General features: G+C 66.4%; 21 protein-coding genes. 9 read left to right on the plus strand and 12 right to left on the minus strand.

The genetic code is table 11. The annotated features are described in order from the left end of the window. Positions 1–42 precede the first annotated feature (42 nt). From ABV606_RS05145 to ABV606_RS05155, 3 genes are all read right to left on the minus strand, one after another. Positions 43–798, minus strand: a complete 756-nt coding sequence (locus tag ABV606_RS05145) for an SDR family NAD(P)-dependent oxidoreductase (RefSeq protein WP_353988612.1) — start codon at positions 796–798, stop codon at positions 43–45. Continuing rightward, positions 788–1,825: a zinc-dependent alcohol dehydrogenase gene (locus tag ABV606_RS05150; protein WP_353988613.1), complete on the minus strand. Its 1,038-nt coding sequence runs from the start codon at positions 1,823–1,825 to the stop codon at positions 788–790. Before ABV606_RS05150 ends, ABV606_RS05145 begins: the two co-directional genes overlap by 11 nt. A 165-nt stretch (positions 1,826–1,990) precedes the next feature. After that, entirely contained in the window at positions 1,991–3,037 is a 1,047-nt protein-coding gene (locus tag ABV606_RS05155) for a TRAP transporter substrate-binding protein (RefSeq protein ID WP_353988614.1), read from the minus strand. Between the two features lie 239 nt (positions 3,038–3,276). Between ABV606_RS05155 and ABV606_RS05160 the strand changes: the two genes are divergently transcribed. Further along, positions 3,277–3,990, plus strand: a complete 714-nt coding sequence (locus ABV606_RS05160; RefSeq protein ID WP_281488718.1) for a FadR/GntR family transcriptional regulator — start codon at positions 3,277–3,279, stop codon at positions 3,988–3,990. 80 nt (positions 3,991–4,070) lie between these two features. On the opposite strand, the gene ABV606_RS05165 is transcribed toward ABV606_RS05160, so the two are convergent. The 4 genes from ABV606_RS05165 to ABV606_RS05180 all read right to left on the minus strand — a co-directional run bounded on the left by ABV606_RS05165 (position 4,071) and on the right by ABV606_RS05180 (position 5,693). Continuing rightward, complete coding sequence (locus ABV606_RS05165; RefSeq protein ID WP_281488719.1) at positions 4,071–4,331, minus strand: glutaredoxin family protein; 261 nt, start codon at positions 4,329–4,331, stop codon at positions 4,071–4,073. A 139-nt stretch (positions 4,332–4,470) separates the two neighbouring features. Beyond that, entirely contained in the window at positions 4,471–4,569 is a 99-nt protein-coding gene (locus tag ABV606_RS05170; RefSeq protein ID WP_003792170.1) for a 30S ribosomal protein bS22, read from the minus strand. Between the two features lie 124 nt (positions 4,570–4,693). Continuing rightward, a complete protein-coding gene (locus ABV606_RS05175; RefSeq protein WP_281488720.1) occupies positions 4,694–4,888 on the minus strand; it encodes a helix-turn-helix domain-containing protein in 195 nt (64 codons plus the stop codon). Positions 4,889–5,246: 358 nt separating this feature from the next. Then, the gene (locus ABV606_RS05180; RefSeq protein WP_281488721.1) at positions 5,247–5,693 is read right to left on the minus strand and encodes an ArsR/SmtB family transcription factor; all 447 of its coding nucleotides are present in this window, start codon (positions 5,691–5,693) and stop codon (positions 5,247–5,249) included. Between the two features lie 67 nt (positions 5,694–5,760). Between ABV606_RS05180 and ABV606_RS05185 the strand changes: the two genes are divergently transcribed. After that, a complete protein-coding gene (locus tag ABV606_RS05185; RefSeq protein WP_353988615.1) occupies positions 5,761–7,206 on the plus strand; it encodes a TrkH family potassium uptake protein in 1,446 nt (481 codons plus the stop codon). Continuing rightward, positions 7,199–7,870, plus strand: a complete 672-nt coding sequence (locus ABV606_RS05190) for a potassium channel family protein (RefSeq protein WP_281488723.1) — start codon at positions 7,199–7,201, stop codon at positions 7,868–7,870. Before ABV606_RS05185 ends, ABV606_RS05190 begins: the two co-directional genes overlap by 8 nt. A 128-nt stretch (positions 7,871–7,998) precedes the next feature. Here the strand turns inward: ABV606_RS05190 and proC are convergent, their stop codons facing one another. Continuing rightward, positions 7,999–8,826 carry a pyrroline-5-carboxylate reductase gene (gene proC / locus ABV606_RS05195; RefSeq protein WP_353988616.1) on the minus strand — a complete coding sequence of 276 codons (828 nt, stop codon included), beginning with the start codon at positions 8,824–8,826 and terminating at the stop codon, positions 7,999–8,001. 23 nt (positions 8,827–8,849) lie between these two features. On the opposite strand from proC, the gene ABV606_RS05200 reads away from it, so the two are divergent. Next, positions 8,850–9,809: a cation diffusion facilitator family transporter gene (locus tag ABV606_RS05200; protein WP_281488725.1), complete on the plus strand. Its 960-nt coding sequence runs from the start codon at positions 8,850–8,852 to the stop codon at positions 9,807–9,809. A 44-nt stretch (positions 9,810–9,853) separates the two neighbouring features. Here ABV606_RS05200 and rocD read toward each other — a convergent pair whose 3' ends face one another. Both rocD and tadA read right to left on the minus strand, forming a co-directional pair. Beyond that, positions 9,854–11,041, minus strand: a complete 1,188-nt coding sequence (gene rocD, locus ABV606_RS05205; RefSeq protein WP_353988617.1) for an ornithine--oxo-acid transaminase — start codon at positions 11,039–11,041, stop codon at positions 9,854–9,856. A 2-nt stretch (positions 11,042–11,043) separates the two neighbouring features. Next, complete coding sequence (gene tadA / locus ABV606_RS05210; protein WP_353988618.1) at positions 11,044–11,496, minus strand: tRNA adenosine(34) deaminase TadA; 453 nt, start codon at positions 11,494–11,496, stop codon at positions 11,044–11,046. Between the two features lie 49 nt (positions 11,497–11,545). On the opposite strand from tadA, the gene upp reads away from it, so the two are divergent. Beyond that, positions 11,546–12,181 carry a uracil phosphoribosyltransferase gene (upp, locus tag ABV606_RS05215; protein WP_281488728.1) on the plus strand — a complete coding sequence of 212 codons (636 nt, stop codon included), beginning with the start codon at positions 11,546–11,548 and terminating at the stop codon, positions 12,179–12,181. Between the two features lie 483 nt (positions 12,182–12,664). After that, positions 12,665–13,483, plus strand: a complete 819-nt coding sequence (locus ABV606_RS05220) for a winged helix-turn-helix domain-containing protein (RefSeq protein ID WP_353988619.1) — start codon at positions 12,665–12,667, stop codon at positions 13,481–13,483. Between the two features lie 64 nt (positions 13,484–13,547). Here the strand turns inward: ABV606_RS05220 and ABV606_RS05225 are convergent, their stop codons facing one another. Then, positions 13,548–13,946, minus strand: coding sequence for a VOC family protein (locus ABV606_RS05225; RefSeq protein WP_281488730.1), 399 nt, complete (start codon positions 13,944–13,946; stop codon positions 13,548–13,550). Between the two features lie 310 nt (positions 13,947–14,256). On the opposite strand from ABV606_RS05225, the gene ABV606_RS05230 reads away from it, so the two are divergent. The 3 genes from ABV606_RS05230 (at position 14,257) to ABV606_RS05240 (ending at position 15,592) form a co-directional block, all read left to right on the plus strand. Continuing rightward, positions 14,257–14,700: a MarR family winged helix-turn-helix transcriptional regulator gene (locus ABV606_RS05230; protein ID WP_281488731.1), complete on the plus strand. Its 444-nt coding sequence runs from the start codon at positions 14,257–14,259 to the stop codon at positions 14,698–14,700. 125 nt (positions 14,701–14,825) lie between these two features. After that, on the plus strand, positions 14,826–15,092 hold the full coding sequence (locus ABV606_RS05235) for a DUF7218 family protein (protein ID WP_281489037.1): 267 nt from the start codon (positions 14,826–14,828) through the stop codon (positions 15,090–15,092). Between the two features lie 119 nt (positions 15,093–15,211). Next, entirely contained in the window at positions 15,212–15,592 is a 381-nt protein-coding gene (locus ABV606_RS05240) for a nuclear transport factor 2 family protein (RefSeq protein WP_353988620.1), read from the plus strand. Between the two features lie 164 nt (positions 15,593–15,756). Here ABV606_RS05240 and ABV606_RS05245 read toward each other — a convergent pair whose 3' ends face one another. Continuing rightward, positions 15,757–16,086 carry a hypothetical protein gene (locus ABV606_RS05245; RefSeq protein WP_353988621.1) on the minus strand — a complete coding sequence of 110 codons (330 nt, stop codon included), beginning with the start codon at positions 16,084–16,086 and terminating at the stop codon, positions 15,757–15,759. Positions 16,087–16,322: the final 236 nt, after the last annotated feature.

The following is a 16,322-nucleotide window of genomic DNA, read 5'->3' on the forward strand; positions in this document are numbered from 1 at the left end:
TGGGAAGAGATTGGTTGGTGTGCTTCTTGCGTGGTGGGTCGGTCAGGCCATCACTATTCCGCCGTTGACGTCGAGCGTCGCGCCAGTGATGAACGACGCGTCGTCTGAGAGCAGGAATCGCACCGCCGCCGCGATATCGCCGGGATCGGCGAGCCGCCCCAACGGGATCGCCTCGCGAATCGCCTCGAGCCGCTCGGGCCCCTCCAACTCGCGCAGCCGGGGACCATCGACCGGGCCAGGAGCCACGGCATTGGCGCGGATGCCGTGACGTGCGCCATCGCGAGCCGTGTGCCGCGTGAGTCCGAGGAGCCCTGCCTTCGCCGCGGTGTATTCCGCGCCGAGCGACGTCGCGGTCGAGCGGGCGGCATTCGACGCGATGTTCACGATCGCACCGCCTCCGCCCGCGATCATGCTCGGCATCGCCGCCTTAGTGGTCAGGAACGCGGCCTTGAGGTTGGAGTCGACGACGGCATCCCAGTCGTCTTCCGTGATCTCGTGCACTTCCTTGACCGCCACATATCGGCCGGCACAGTTCACGAGCTCGGTCACCGGTCCGAGTTCACCGACGAGGTCGGCGAACGCCGTGTCGACGGCGGCGGCATCCGTGAGGTCCACGGTGAACGCGCGCACCGGGGCGGTGGCGACGCTGGCGAGCTCCTCGCGGAGTCGTTCGATCGCCGACCGGTTCAGGTCGAGGAGCGCGACGGCTCGCCCAGCGGCGGCGAGCGATCGGGCGACTGCGTCGCCGATGCCGCTCGCCGCGCCGGTCACAATCGCGAAGCGGTGCTCACGCTGCATGCTGCACTACGACCTTGCCGGGCACCGAGCTGGCGTCGCCGAGAATCGTCGGGATCTCGTCGAGCCGCGCCTCGAGCCCCACGAACTGCTGCAGATCGAGCTTGCCGCTGCGAACGAGCTCATCGACGCGGTCCCAGCTCGACCAGATGTGCCGGCCGAAGGTGCCCTTCCAGTTGATGACTCGCAGATTCACGTCGCGCGAGATGTTCACGGGGATGGGCTGGCTGGTGTGGCCGATCGACACCAGGGTCGACTCCTTGCCGAGCGTGTCGAAGAGCGTCTCGTACGCCGACGGCGCTCCGGACACTTCGAATGCGAGGTCGGCGCCGGCGATGACGCCGCGCTCTCTGGCGAGAGCGATGAAGTCGTCCTTCTCACCGAGGTCGAACGCCGTCGCCCCGAGCTGCTCAGCCATGGTGCGGCGCGACTCCCCCGGTTCGAGCACGAGCACGTCACCCGCACCTTGCGCCTTGAGCATTGCGATCAGGAAGAGCCCGACCGGTCCCGCACCGCTGACCGCAACGACCTTGCCGGCGACATCGCCGGCGCGCTGTGTGGCGTGCATGGCGACTCCGGCCGCTTCGTAGAGCGCCGCGTGCTCAGGCGAGACGCCTGGCGCCACGCGATACAGAGCGCGCTCGGGGATGACGGCGTATTCGGCCCAGATGCCGTCCCGGCTCACGCCGGGGATCTGCATGTTCAGGCAGTTGTGGGCCGCGTCGTTGCGGCAGGCGACGCACTCGCCGCAGAAGATGTGGGTCTCGACGACGACGAGCTGCCCCTCAGGGATGTCGACGTCATCGGCGGCGTCGACGACGAAGCCGGAGCACTCGTGGCCGAGCACCATCGGCAGCGGGGAGCCCCAGGTCGCCGAGTGCCGGGGCCAGTCGAACGCCAGGCCGAGGTCGGTTCCGCAGATCGACGATGCAGCGACCTTGATGACGACCTCGCCCGGGCCGGCCGTCGGCTTCGGCACGTCGCCCGTCGATACTCCGGGGCTCGGGTCGGTCTTGGTGATGGCGAACAACGGTGTCTCCTTGCGAATGGGTACTGCGTGCGCGAGAGCGCGCTCTGTCTGAAGAACGCTCGTGCGTCTGACGCGGCGGTCGATAAGGCCGGGCCAGAGCCGAGCGAAAGGTGAGGGCCGTGCCCGCCGATCGGATGCCGGCGGGCACGGCTGCGACGGATGCCGCTACTTCTGCGACTCGATGATCGCGTTGTAGATGTCGATCGAGAAGCCGGAGTTGGCTGCCGCCCACTTCTCGGCGCTGCCCTTGGTCGCCTCACGGATCGACTTGAGGTCGGGGCGGGTGACGGTCATGCCGTGCTCGCTCTCGAGGCGCTCGAGCGCGGCGGCGTTCTCTTCGAGGGCGAGTTGCGACTGGTGCTCTCCGGCATCCTTGATCGCGGCCTCGATGAGTTCACGGTCTTCGTCGCTGAGGCGCTGCCAGAACGCCTCTGAGAAGAGGGCCACCTCACCCTGAGTGAGGTGACCGGTGACCGCGAGGTACTTCTGCACCTCGAAGAACTTGCCGGACTCGATGGTGCTGAAGGGGTTCTCCTGCCCGTCGACGGCTCCGGTCTGCAGCGCAAGATACAGCTCGCTGAACGCCATGGGCGAGGGCGAGGCGCCGAGGTCTTCGATCGCCAAGAAGTGGATCGGGGCGTCGGGAGTGCGCAGCTTCATGCCCTTGAGGTCGTCGACCGACTCGATCGGGCGCACCGAGTTGGTGATGTGGCGGTTGCCGTACCACCAGGTCCAGTCGACGGCGCGCATGCCGTACTCCGCAGCCATGTCCTCGGTCATCTGCTCGACCTCGTCGATCTGCGCGACCTTCTTGAGGTTCTCGTACTGCTCCTCCTCCGAGTCTCCGTCGATGAGGTAGGGCATCGACCAGACGGCCGCGTTCGGCGCGACGTTCGACATCACGGCTGGCGACACGAGCGCCACCTCGAGCGAGTCTGCCTGCACCTGCGCGATGGTGTCGAGCTCATTTCCGAGCTGCGCCGAGGGGTAGACCGACACGGTGATGCGTCCATCGGAGCGCTCCTCGACGAGCTCCTTGAACTTCAGCGCGCCTTCCTGCAGCGGGGTATCAGGAGCGATCTGGTGCGCCACGCGGATGTCGAACGAGGGCGCGTCGCCGCTGTCGCCGTCGCTGTTCCCGCCTTCCGAGGCGGCACAACCGGTGAGGGCGAGCGCTGAGGCGAGCCCGAGCGCGATGACCGTTTTCTTCACATTGACCTCTTTGTCTCTTCGATGCGGAGACCGGCTCCCCATCCCGGTCGTGGTTGACCAGGTCCTCTGAGGATCCGATGCTGTGATCCACATATGTATAGCGGTAGTGTGGTGACACCGCAAGCCGTCGGGCTCGAAAACTTGCCACGACGCACGACGTGCGGCGTAGTCGGTCGTGGTGAGAGGATCAGCGAGGCGACGCGTCAGCGGAGACGAACGCGATGAAGGAGGAGGCGACGATGACCTCGCAGGCCCTACTGGAGCCCATCCCAGGACCGATGAGTGTGTCGACGCATGTGCTGCGCGGCCTGCTCTCGTCGATCGTCGACGGCAAGCTGAAGACCGGCGAGCAACTGCCTTCCGAGGCCGAGATCGCACAGCAGATGGGCGTGGGTCTCTCGTCGGTGCGCGAAGCACTGTCGGCGCTGCAAGGCATGGGCGTCATCTCCGTGAAGCACGGTTCAGGACGAACCGTGCGCGGGCTCACCTTCGCCGCGATCGCCGACCCCCGCGTCAGCGACACCGTTGTCAACGGTCAGCTGCTGCTGCAGACGACCGCGGTGCGCGAGCTGCTCGAGGTCGCGGCGATCCGTCACGCGGCAAGTGAGGCCACGAGTTCCGACCTCGCCGAGATCGAGCGGGCCGTGGCCGAGATGGATGCCGCGGTTCACCGCGGCGAGCTCGGTGTGGAGGAGGACGGCGAGTTCCACCTGGCGATCGCCCGCACCACGGGCAATGTCGTGCTCGTGCTGCTGCAGGAGTCGATCAACTCGTTGATGAACAGCATCCGGCGCAAGAGTCATCAGCAGGAGGGACGGCCGCAGATGGCCGTCGACGAGCACCGCGCCATCGCCGAAGCGATCCGCAACGGCGATGTCGAGAACGCGGAACGCCTGCTCAGAGAGCACCTCGCGCGGGGCGCTTCCGACGCCGGCACCTATTTCAAGGACTGAGCCGCAGCCAGGGCTTGGAGCGACTCCGACGCTGCTCGTCGATGGCGATGCCAGCGCTGGTGCGCGCTTGACGAGCCGGTCTAGGCGGAGGCTTCCGCTGCGGCCAGCGCAGCCCGAAGCCGCTCGCGGTCGACGCGCCAGATGTTGTGCACCCGATCATCGATCATGACGACCGGGATCTCCTCCGAGTACCGATCGAACAGTTCGGGCTCCTGAAGGATGTCGCGTTCCTCGAGCTGCACCGCGGGGAACTCCGAGAGCACCTCCGTCACGACCTCGCGGGCGTCATCGCAGAGATGGCAGCCCGGCTTGCCGATCAACGTCACGCGCACAGAAGACACGGAGCCAGCGTACGACCCGCACCCTGAAGCGACGGGTGGAGCCCATCGCACGGCGGCCTTCGGCGCACGTGTGGAACGCGCCAAACGCAGAACGCGCCAGCCCTGATGAGGACTGGCGCGTTCGTCGCTTCTGGCGCGACTACTTCTTGTTGCGGCGCTGGTGGCGGGTCTTGCGAAGCAGCTTGCGGTGCTTCTTCTTCGCCATACGCTTGCGGCGCTTCTTGATCACGGAACCCATAAGAACCTCACTCATTGCTGAACAGGCAGACCGGGTCCGTTCGAGAACCGCGGAAAATGTACCGCGCTAGTCTACCTGCTCCGTGCTGGGCGGATGACACGCGGATGCTGGTTGAACCCGCGCCTCAGCCGACGTCGGCGTTCGGCAGGCGCAGCACCTGCTCCACCGCGCTCTCCGGGATGCGGAATGACCGACCGAACCGGATCGCCGGAAGCTCACCCGAGTGCACCATCCGGTACACCGTCATGTTCGAAACCCGCATCATCTCGGCGACTTCGGCCACCGTGAGAAAGCGCATATCCGACAACGAGCTCGCCATCTGATTCGTCCTTCGCCTGCGCACTCTCGACCGCCCGGCCCGGCTGCCTTGCTGTGACTGGAGTGCTGTATCGCAACCATAGGGGCTGATGTGATTCAGCGTCCAGTCCCCACCGAGGGGGTGAGCACAGGCGAATATGCGGCGGCGGCAATATCGCCATCCGGCTCAGAGATCCGCCCCTCTCGGAACGCCTGGACCGTCGCGAACGGGCGCGCTGACGCGCGTGAGCGCTCACAAGGTGGCCGCTATTCACTTCGACGGAGATCGCACCGCTCGCGCTGGGCGCAAATGACGAGCGGCGGAGCGAAGCCATCCGTCGGGACGTGCGCACGCGAGTGCGCAAGGAACAACGTCTTGGCTACTTCTTCTTGAGCCAGGGCAGCCGCTTCGAGACCTGCTCCTGCGCGTCGTGGATGACCGTGCGGGCCTGATGGAGGCTGTCGGCGGTGGCGCGGCCGATCGTGCTTGCCACCTCGGTACCGGCCCACGCCGTGTACGCGGACACCCCGCTGGTGTCGAAGTCGGCAGAGAGGAACGGGATCAGCCAGTCCTCGAGCTGCTCAAGCGGTGTCGCGTCGAGCCGGTAGTAGCGGTGCTGGCCGACATCGCGCACGCTGACGAGTCCGTGATCTCGCAGCACCTTGAGGTGCTTCGACACTGTGGGCTGACTCACGCCGAGCTTCGTGACGAGCTCTCCCACGCTGATGTCGCGCTTGTCGGCATCCGGCGACACATATCGGTCGAGCAGAGCGTGGAGGAGATCGCGTCGAGTCGCGTCTGCGAGCACGTCGAAGATGTCGGCCATTCCATCAGGGTAGCCAGCGCGCCACCGGAGTACCATGACGAACTGTCACAGATCGCGGGGGTTGGACATGAGCGCGCAACGAGTGCGCAGCAGCCTGGGCCGCCCGCGCGAGCGCGGGCGTGGAAGTCGGCTGCGCGGCGCCATCGACCGTCTCGCGTCGAGTTCGCCGGCGCGGTTCGCGATTGTCGTGTTCACGACGCTGATCGCCGTCGAGACCCTCCTGCTCTCACTGCCGATCGCGGCTCGCGACGGCAAGGCGACACCCTTCGCCGATGCACTGTTCACCGCCGTATCCACCATCTGTGTGACCGGACTCACGACGGTCGACATGGCGACGCACTGGTCGACCTTCGGCAACGTGGTCATTCTGGTCGGCCTTCAGGTCGGCGGCATCGGCGTGCTGACCCTGGCGAGCATCATGGGCCTGATCGTGTCGAGGCGCCTCGGACTGCGGCAGCGACTGCTCGCAGCGAGCGATACCAACCTCTCGCGCGTGCACCACGGTCCGGTGATCGAAGCGCAGGCGGTGCGGCTCGGCGAGATCGGCGGCTTGCTTGCGACAGTCGCAGCCAGCGCCTTGATCATCGAACTCGCACTCACCGCGCTCATCACTCCGCGGCTGCTGCTCGAGGGGTTCGAGCTGTGGCCGGCGATCTGGCAGGGGTTCTACTTCGCGGCATCCGCGTTCACGAATACCGGGTTCTCGCCGCTGCCTGACGGTCTCGCTGCCTTCGCTCTCGATCCGTGGATGCTGTCGGTCATCGCCGTAGGCGTGTTCCTGGGCGCGCTCGGGTTCCCAGTCATCTTCACGCTCGCGCGTCACTGGCGCACGCCGCGCCGGTGGCCGGTGCACGCGAAGCTCACCCTCACGGTGACGACCGGGCTGATCGTTCTCGGCGGCCTTGCGTTCTGGGCGCTCGAGGCAGGGAACCGCTCGACGCTCGGCGGGCACGAGGGCGTCTCCCAACCGCTCACCGCCCTGTTCATGTCGGTGATGACGCGCTCCGGCGGCTTCGCGACCATCGACGTGAACTCGATGAACGGCTCATCGCTGCTGGTCGCCGACATGCTGATGTTCGTGGGGGGCGGCTCCGCATCGACCGCGGGCGGCATCAAGGTAACCACGCTGGCGGTGCTGTTCCTAGCGGCGTTCGCCGAAGCCCGGGGATACTCCGACATGCAGGCGTTCGAGCGCCGCATTCCCGTCGACGTGCTGCGCCTCTCGGTGAGCGTCGTGCTGTGGGGCGCAACGATCGTCGCCTCGGCCTCGATCGCATTGCTGCAACTCACCGGCGAACCGCTCGATCGGGTGCTGTTCGACGTCATCTCGGCCTTCGCCACGTGCGGCCTCAGCACGGGTCTGGCCAACGAGCTGTCAGACCCAGGAAAGTACGTGCTCTCGGCCACGATGTGGGCAGGGCGCGTTGGTACAGTGACACTCGCTGCGGCGCTGGCGGCTCAGCAACGACGCCAGCTCTTCAGACGCGCGGAAGAGAGGCCCATCGTTGGTTGAGAAGATCGCCCCCAACGCGCCGGTGCTCGTAATCGGGCTCGGCCGTTTCGGCGCCGCGACGGCCGGCCAGCTCGACCGCCTCGGCCGCGAAGTGCTCGCCGTCGACATGGACAACGAGCTCGTTCAGAAGTGGTCGGAGCGCGTCACCCATGCTGTGCAATCGGACGCGCGGTCCATCGAGGCGCTACGACAGATCGGGGCGCAAGACTTCTCGATCGCAGTGGTGGCGACCGCATCCGACATCGAGGCGTCCGTGCTCATCACCGCCAACCTCGTCGACCTGCGCATTCCGCAGATCTGGGCGAAGGCGATCAGCCAGACGCACGGCAAGATCCTCTCGCGCATCGGCGCGCACCACGTCATCTACCCGGAAGCCGAAGCCGGCGTGCGCGTCGCCCACTTGGTGTCCGGTCGGATGCTGGATTTCATCCAGTTCGACGACGACTTCGCCATCGTGAAGATGTACCCGCCTCGCGCGATCCGCGGGCTCGCGCTCTCGGAATCGGGCGTGCGCAGCAAGTACGGCGTGACGATCGTCGGCGTGAAATCGCCCGGCAAGGACTTCACCTACGCGACCGCCGACACCGTCGTGTCGAACCACGACCTCGTGATCGTCTCGGGGCACAGCGGCGATCTTGAGCGCTTCGCGGCGCTGCAGAGTTGAGTGCTCGGGTAAGCGACAGCACTTTCCAGTTTCGCCGTGACGCCAACTGGGAGCGCCTTCTCGACGCTCGGTCGGCCAGCCCGGCTGTCTAGAGAGAATCAACCCGGCTGGGGCAGTGGTCCTACCGTTCAGCCGCCGGCGGCAAGCTCGCGGGCGCGGTCACGTGCCGCCGTCGCGGCTCGGGCTACCAACTGGCCGAGCCCGCCTCGCTCGAGCTCGGCGATCGCGCGCTCGGTAGTGCCATTGGGGCTCGTCACCGCGCGTCGCAGCTCAGCGGGCGGCTCACCGCCGTCCAGAAGCGCTCCGGCGCCGATGACGGTGCCGATCGCGAGGGCTGACGCCTGACGCTCATCGAACCCGAAGCCAGTCGCAGCCGCTGCCAGTTGCTCGGTGAAGTAATAGACGTAGGCGGGGCCGCTCGCGGCGATGGCGAGGGCCGCGTCAACCATGTGCTCCGGCATCTCGACCACCGCTCCGACTGCCGAGAACAATCGGCGGACGAGGGCGACATCCGCCTCGGTCGCTCTGGTCCCAGCGGCCAGCGACGTCACCCCCCGACCGACCGCCACGGGCGTATTCGGCATCGCGCGCATGACAGCGCCGGGCACGATCGACTCGAGGGCCTCAGTGGGGACACCGGCAGCGATGCTCACAACAATGGCGTCGTCCTCAAGCGCGGGAGCGATCTCGCGCAGCAGCGGCTCCACCATGGCCGGCTTCACTCCGAGGATGACGATTCGAGCGCCTTCCACAGCGGCGAGGTTGGCGGTCTCATCGCTCTCGAGCGCCAGGCTCACAACGCCCTCTTGGCGCAGGCGCGCCGCCTTAGTGGCGCTGCGATTGGTCACTCGCACATCGCGTTCCACCGCCGCGCCAGACCGGAGGATTCCGCTGAGGATCGCCCCGCCCATTGAACCGGCGCCGAGGATCGCGACAGCGGGCAGGTCGTTGGTCATTCGCTCATTCTAGGATGGGGCCTATGAGCGCGAGCGGCGGAACGAAAGCGGTCATCGCAGCACTGCTGGCAAACACGGGGATCGCGGTGACGAAGTTCATCGCCTGGGCGTTCTCCGGATCGAGCGCGATGCTCGCGGAGGCGGTGCACTCGGTCGCAGACGCCGGAAACCAGGCACTGCTGCTCTTCGGCGGCAAGCGAGCGAAGAAGAAGGCCGATGCCGAGCACCCCTTCGGCTACGGACGCGAGCGCTATCTCTGGGCCTTCGTCGTCGCGATCGTGCTGTTCAGCGTCGGTGGAATGTTCTCGATCTATGAGGGGATCGAGAAGCTCCGGCATCCGCATCCCCTCGAGGTGCCGTGGCTACCGATCGTCGTGCTGATCATCGCGATCATCATGGAGTCCTTCTCCTTGCGGACGGCAGTGAAGGAGTCGCTGCCGTTCAAGAAGGGAAGCTGGATCGACTTCGTACGCCACGCGAAGTCGCCCGAGCTGCCAGTGGTACTGCTGGAGGACATCGCGGCGCTCCTCGGTCTGGTGTTCGCCCTGTTCGGTGTAAGCCTCACGATCCTCACCGGCGACCCGATGTGGGACGGCATCGGCACGCTCGCCATCGGTGCGCTGCTGATCGTGGTCGCACTCATCCTCGGCTTCGAGACGCAGAGTCTGCTCGTGGGCGAAGGCGCGCTGCCGCGCGACGTCAGCACCATCCGCGCGGCGATCAACGCCCACCCGCGGGTCGAGGCGCTCATTCACATGAAGACGCTCTATCTGGGCCCCGATGAGCTGCTGGTCGCGGCGAAGGTCGCATTCCCTCGCACGGAGCAGCTCAGTCAGGTCGCGGCGCATATCGACGAGCTCGAGAAGTCGATTCGCGAGGCGGTTCCGGTTGCCAAGGTGATCTACCTGGAACCGGATGTCTACCGTCCCGACAACAAGGTCAATCCGCCGACCGATACCTTCGTCATTCGCGCCTCCGACTAACGAGGCTTGACCAGCGCGCCTTCGTCATTCGCGCCTCGACTGACTCATCGCGAGAGTTCGCCGAGCACGCCACTGAGCGCGTCGATCCCCTGTGCCAGTTGCTGCTCGGTGATCACGAGCGGCGGTGAGAAGCGGATGCTGGAGCCGTGTGTGTCCTTCGCCAGCACCCCGCGCTCCGCCAAGCGCTCGCACACCTCGCGGCCGGTGGCCAGACTCGGGTCGATGTCGATGCCGGCCCACAGGCCGCGCACCCTGACATCGACAACGCCTCGATCCGTCAGCGCTTCGAGCCCCTCCCGCAGCACTGGCTCGAGCCGCGCCGCTTGCCGTTGGAAATCACCCGGCTCGAGCAGTTCGGCGACCGCGCTGCCCACGGCCGCGGCGAGCGGATTCCCGCCGAAGGTGCTGCCGTGCTGACCCGGCTCGATCACACCCAGCACGTCGCGGTCGGCGACGACCGCTGAGACAGGCAGCACTCCGCCCCCGAGTGCTTTGCCGAGCACGTACATGTCGGGCACCACACCCTCGTGGTCGACCGCGAAGGTCTCGCCGGTGCGCGCCAGGCCCGACTGCACCTCGTCCGCGATGAAGAGCACGCCGCGCTTCGCGGTGATCTCCCGCACCCTGCGCAGGTAGCCCTCGGGCGGGATCAGCACCCCGGCCTCGCCCTGGATCGGCTCGATGAGCACCGCGACGGTGTGCTCGTCGATGGCCCGCTCGACGGCATCCGCGTCACCGTAGGGAGCGGTTCTGAACCCCGGCGTGTACGGGCCGAAGTCGGCGCGTGCATGCTCGTCGTCAGAGAACGAGATCACAGTGGTGGTGCGGCCGTGGAAGTTGCCGTGCGCCACGACGATGGTCGCCCGATCGCGCTCGACGCCCTTCACCAGGTAGCCCCACTTGCGCGCGACCTTGATGGCGGTCTCGACCGCCTCGGCGCCAGTGTTCATCGGCAGCATCATCTGCTTGCCCGCAAGCCGCGTGAGCTTCTCGGCGAACGGTTCGAGCTGGTCGTGGCGGAAAGCTCTTGAGGTGAGCGTCACACGGTCGAGCTGGGCCCGAAGAGCCTCCATGATCGCCGGATGCCGGTGACCGAAGTTGACCGCGGAGTAACTGGCGAGGAAGTCGAGGTACTGCTTGCCCTCGACGTCGGTGAGCCACACGCCCTCGCCGCGGGCGATCGTGACCGGCAAGGGGTTGTAGTTGTGCGCGAGTGCGTCGTGCCCGGTCATCCTCATCGCCTCGCTTCGAAGAACTCGAGCAAGAGGGATGCCGCGGCATCCGCCTCGACACCCGCCACGACCTCGACGCGGTGCGGCAGCCGGCGGTCGCGCAGCAGGTCGTGCACCGAGCCGGCTGCTCCGGCCTTCTCGTCCCACGCGCCGAACACCACTCGAGGCAGTCGCGCAGAGAGGATGGCCCCCGCGCACATCACGCATGGCTCGAGCGTCACCACCAGCGTGCAGCCATCCAGATGCCAATCGTCGAGGGCCGCCGCGGCACGACGGATCGCGACGATCTCCGCGTGCGCGGTCGGGTCATGATGGAGTTCTCGCTCATTGCGAGCGGTCGCGATGATGTCGCCCTTCGCGTCGACGATCACAGCGCCGACCGGCACGTCTTCGCTCGCCGACGTCGCGCGGGCCTCATCGATCGCGAGCCGCATCCAGCGTTCGTATTGGCTCATCGGCATCCGCCTCCCGAGTCGCGGCAACGGCCCTAGTAGCCTTGAGCCTATGCGAGTGCATATCGCGGATCACCCGCTCATCACCCACAAGCTCACGGTGTTGCGCGACAAGCACACGCCATCACCGACGTTCAGGCAGCTCACCGAGGAACTCGTCACGCTGCTCGCCTATGAAGCGACTCGCAACGTGCGGGTGACCCCGGTGCAGATCGAGACCCCCGTTGCTCAGACGATGGGGGTGGCGATCGCGACGCCCCGGCCCATCGTGGTGCCGATTCTGCGCGCCGGTCTCGGGATGCTGGAGGGCATGACTCGGCTGCTCCCCACCGCCGAGGTGGGGTTCCTCGGGCTCGTGCGCGATGAGGAGACGCTGCAGCCGGTGACCTATGCCGAGCGTCTGCCCGACGACCTCTCGAACCGGCAGTGCTTCGTGATCGACCCGATGCTCGCGACCGGCGGTTCGCTGATCGCGGCCATCGACTACCTCTTCGATCGCGGTGCCGTGGATGTGACGGCGGTGTGCCTGCTCGGCACACCGGAGGGGCTTGCCGCGACGGAGGAGGCTACGAAGGGCCGCGACGTCACGATCGTGCTCGGCGCGCTCGATGAGCGGCTCAATGAAAAGGGCTACATCGTGCCCGGGCTCGGCGATGCGGGTGATCGGCTGTACGGGCTCGCCCACTGACGCGCGCGCTGGAGCTTGGAGCGAAGATCAGTTCTCGTCTTCGTCGCGACACCGGCGCGGCGCTCGGGTTGGAGGCGATTCCTCGCCGTCAACGCGGCTGCTGGCTCTGGGCGCCGCCTCGGCGCACGGCACCGGCTGTGCCGGCCGACCGGACAACTCAAGTCTGAGAGAAGTTGACAATTCGGCACTCGCTCGCCGAAACTTGCAGTCATGATTGACACCGCTTTCTCCGTGACCTCCGTTGAGGCCCATGGGAACGCCGGCGCCATGTCGTCGGCGAGCGCTGTCACGTGTTGTCGAATGTGTGCTTGATCGGCTTTCTCGCCGGCGTCGCCTCGTAGAAATCCGACGCCCAGGGCTGCCCCTCTCATCACAGGCCAGCCCTCGCACCACACGCAACACGAAGGATTCCCTCTTCATTACGAGGCCTTCACTTGGTTTGACCGACCTCTGACGTCGGCATTCGCCACAAGGATTTCCGTAATGCCTCTCGCAACCCTCGAACGTCCCCTGACCTCCGCCACGCCGGTGCTGCGCCGCGCCGAAGCTACGAGTGCTCCCGCACGGGTCGCCGCGCTCGCCGCTAGTTCCTCAGCACCGGTTCCCACGCCGGCCGAAGAAGGCGTTGCCACGCCGACCCCCGACCAGGCGCCCCAGGCCCGCCAGAACCATCTGCGCTCAGTGCCCGAGGGCACCGAAGCGCGCGGTTTCGCCCTCTACGTCGGGCTCGACGAAGAGACGGCTGCCGCTGCAGGAGTCGACCTCGGCACCGTGGTCGACGCCGTGAAGCGCCTAGTTGGTGAGCTCGTGCCTTCGGCCCAAACGCACGCCGCGGTCGCGCTCGCGCCTAAGGGCGCGGGCGGCCGCGACGTCGACGTCGTTCGGCTTGCGCTCCGCGAACCGACGGCGGTGGCGCGCGTGCAGCGGAAGCCCGCGGTGCAGGAAGAGCCCGCGGCTCAGGCCCCCCGGCCCGGCATCGTGGTCGACCTGTCACGCAAGCGCGTGCTGCTCGACGGCGAGACCGCCGCACTCACCTTCAAGGAGTTCGAGCTGCTGCAGTTCCTCGTGCTGCGCGAGGGGCGCACGGTCGAGCGCACCGAGCTCATCGAAGGACTCTGGTCGGGTTCGGATGCCGAGACCCCGAACGAGCGCACGATCGATGTGCATGTGCGCCGCCTCCGTTCGAAGCTCGGCAACTACGACGACATCGTGCGCACCGTGCGAGGGCGCGGGTACCGGTTCGACCGTCACGCCGACGTCTCGATCCGGCACACATCGACGCCCTCACCTGACGTCTTCTGACGCGAACTGCGACGTTCGTCAGGCGTCACAGCGCTTGGCGCCCGAAGCGCGGGCGCGAGGTCGATCAGATCTGCCCGGCGCTCGCGTCGGAGTCTGTTCCGCCGGTGTCGGTCGAGCCCTCGTAGAGGCCGATCTCATTCCCGTCGGGATCGACTACCACGGCCCACCAACTCGTGGCGTCGATCTGCGTCTTCTCCGCCGCGACCTGCCCGCCCGCCGCGATAGTCGCCGCGATGGTGTCGTCGATCGAGTCGACCTCGACTGTCGACCGCGGCTGGGTGAAGCGCTCGTCACGCGGAGCGAGCCCGCCGCCGGAGACTCCGTTCGGTGCCCTCCACATCGGGTAGCCCTCGAACCCGGGATACTCGAGGATCTCCCATCCGAACAACCGCGAGTAGAACGCCTTCGCGCGCTCCATGTCGCTCACCGGGATGTCGATATGAGTGATGTCGCCGTGGGCCATGTCACGCCTCCTCGCCGTGCCGGACGCGCTCAGTCTCGCCTCAGCAAGCGGCGAAGACAAGGGTCGGCGAGCTATTTCTCTCCGGAAACCGAGGGCGCAGTGACCATTTCGAGATTTTTTTCGCGAGGCACTGGACGCCGTTACCTCACCGTTATATAGTGAGCATGCGTTGATCGTTTGCTGTGGCGGTCATCGCGGAATGTGATTGCAGGACACTCTTGGTGCAAGGGATGAGGGCCGGTCGTATTGCCTCTACGACCGGCCCTCGGTCTGTCCCGGCCGACGTCTGCAACGCTCATAGGCTTGAGCCATGACTGACCGGGCCCTGGCCGTGGATGCGTGGGAAGCGCTGTTCCGCGCACAAGTGGTCGTCATGCGGGAACTCAACGCCGAGTTCCCCGATGAGAACATGTCGCTGAACGAGTACGACGTGCTCTTCAACCTCAGTCGTCAGCCGGATCGGCGCGCTCGCATTCGCGACCTCAATCGCATGCTCTTCCTGACGCAGCCGAGCGTCAGCCGCCTTCTCGACCGCCTTGTCACCCGCGGATTCGTGACCAAGTCGCCAGACCCGAAGGACGGCCGAGGCACGATCGTCGCATTGACGGATACCGGCTACGAGCGGTTCAGAGCAGCGGCCGCTGAGCATTCGGCATCCATCAGCGCGCACTTGGGCAATGCGCTCGATGCCGGCGAACTCCAACGACTTCGTGAACTCTGCGACAAGCTCCGGAAGAGCGTCGAGCCGAACTGACGGTCCTCGCGGCGGCGCGTCGGAGCGTGAAGTGGCTGGCCGACGCGAGCCCTTGCGTCGCGCGCTGGGGCTCCTAGCGTGAGAGCGAGACGCGTCGCGGAGAGCCCGTGACAGAAGGGACGCTCATGCCCGGAAAGAAGAACTCACCGCTCAAGGATCGTGAACTCTACGAAGAGCTTCGCGATCAGGGCGCCTCGAAGGAGAAGGCCGCGCGGATCTCGAACGCTGCCGCGAAGCAGGGGCGCTCCGAGGTCGGCCGCAAGGGCGGAGAGTCGGGAAGCTACGACGACTGGACCGTCGATGAGCTGCAGCACCGCGCCAAGGAACTCGGACTCCACGGATACTCGGGCAAGCGAAAGGGCGAGCTGATCGACATGCTTCGCGACCACTGAGCTTGAGCTGAGCTCGAGCGGCGGAGCTATGCCCACCAGCGATGGCGTGCAACCCCTGAGAAAAGTTCCGCGGGCCGAGGTAGCATGCTACAGAACCACCGAGTTTTGGAGCCGCACGAATGAACACCCCGACCTACGCCCAAGAGCACGCCGCCATCGTGGAGACTGTCGGCAAGTACATCGCTGGAGGTACCCAGGCCGACAGCGCGCTCATGCAGCCCGCGTTCAGCGAGCACGCAATCATGTACTCGGCGAAGGACGGTGAACTCGCCGGAGGACCGATCGCCCGGCTCTTCGACACGGTCGATAACCGCTTCGTGGCCTCGCCTGACGCCCTTGCGGCCGTCACCTCGGTCGACATCGTAGGCAACGCAGCGAGCGTTCGCCTCGACATCGATGGCCTCTCCGGCTCACGATTCACCGACTTCTTCCACCTGCTGAAGGTGGAGGGAGAGTGGAAGATCATCAGTAAGATCTTCCACGCGCATCCCGCCGCCTGACTCTGCTCTTCCACGCAATGGCCGGCGCCCCATCGGGGCCCGGCCATTGTTGTCGCAACACTGTCAAGCGATGACCCAACCAGCACCGGCGGATTCGGCCGACTAACGCTGGCGAATTCGGCCCGGCGTGTCCCCGCGCAACAGCCCGCCCGGGGGCCCGGTACTCAGTCGACAGGCTCGATCTGGGTCAGGATGTACCGCCGGTCCTCCTCGCTCAGATGAGCGATTCCTGTGTCGCGCGAGCGTTTCGTGATCAACGCGATCTCCTGCACGATGACGGCGCCCAGCGGCGCATGCAGGTTCTCGAGCAGCGCATGCTTCGCCTCGACCGAGAGCTTCGGCCACCAGTGCTCGGCGGGCGGAAGAGGGTTGCTCCGGTCATCTACGGACTCTTCCGCAGTCACCGAGTACGCACTGACAGACTCTGCGGCGACAGACTCTTCAGCCACGGACTCTGCGTCGGCACGCTCTTCGCCATTCTTCGCATTGCTCATGTCGATCACCCCGTTCAGTTGAACGCTACGTGGCCCGAGTGCTCACGACAACGGTCCGCCCGCTGATGCGTCGCGGGTTGCCGCATAAATTCCTGAACGCCGCCTGCACTTCGCTTGCCTGACCCTCGAACGAGGCACAGGCTGCATGCAGACCGTGACCTTGCCGTGATCAGGCGACTAACCGGAGACACGAGCATTCGGCGAAAGGAAGCGCAATGTCGAACAGCGATCCCATG

This window comes from Ruicaihuangia caeni (genome assembly GCF_040536845.1).
In the GTDB taxonomy this organism is placed as follows: Bacteria; Actinomycetota; Actinomycetes; order Actinomycetales; family Microbacteriaceae; genus Ruicaihuangia; species Ruicaihuangia caeni.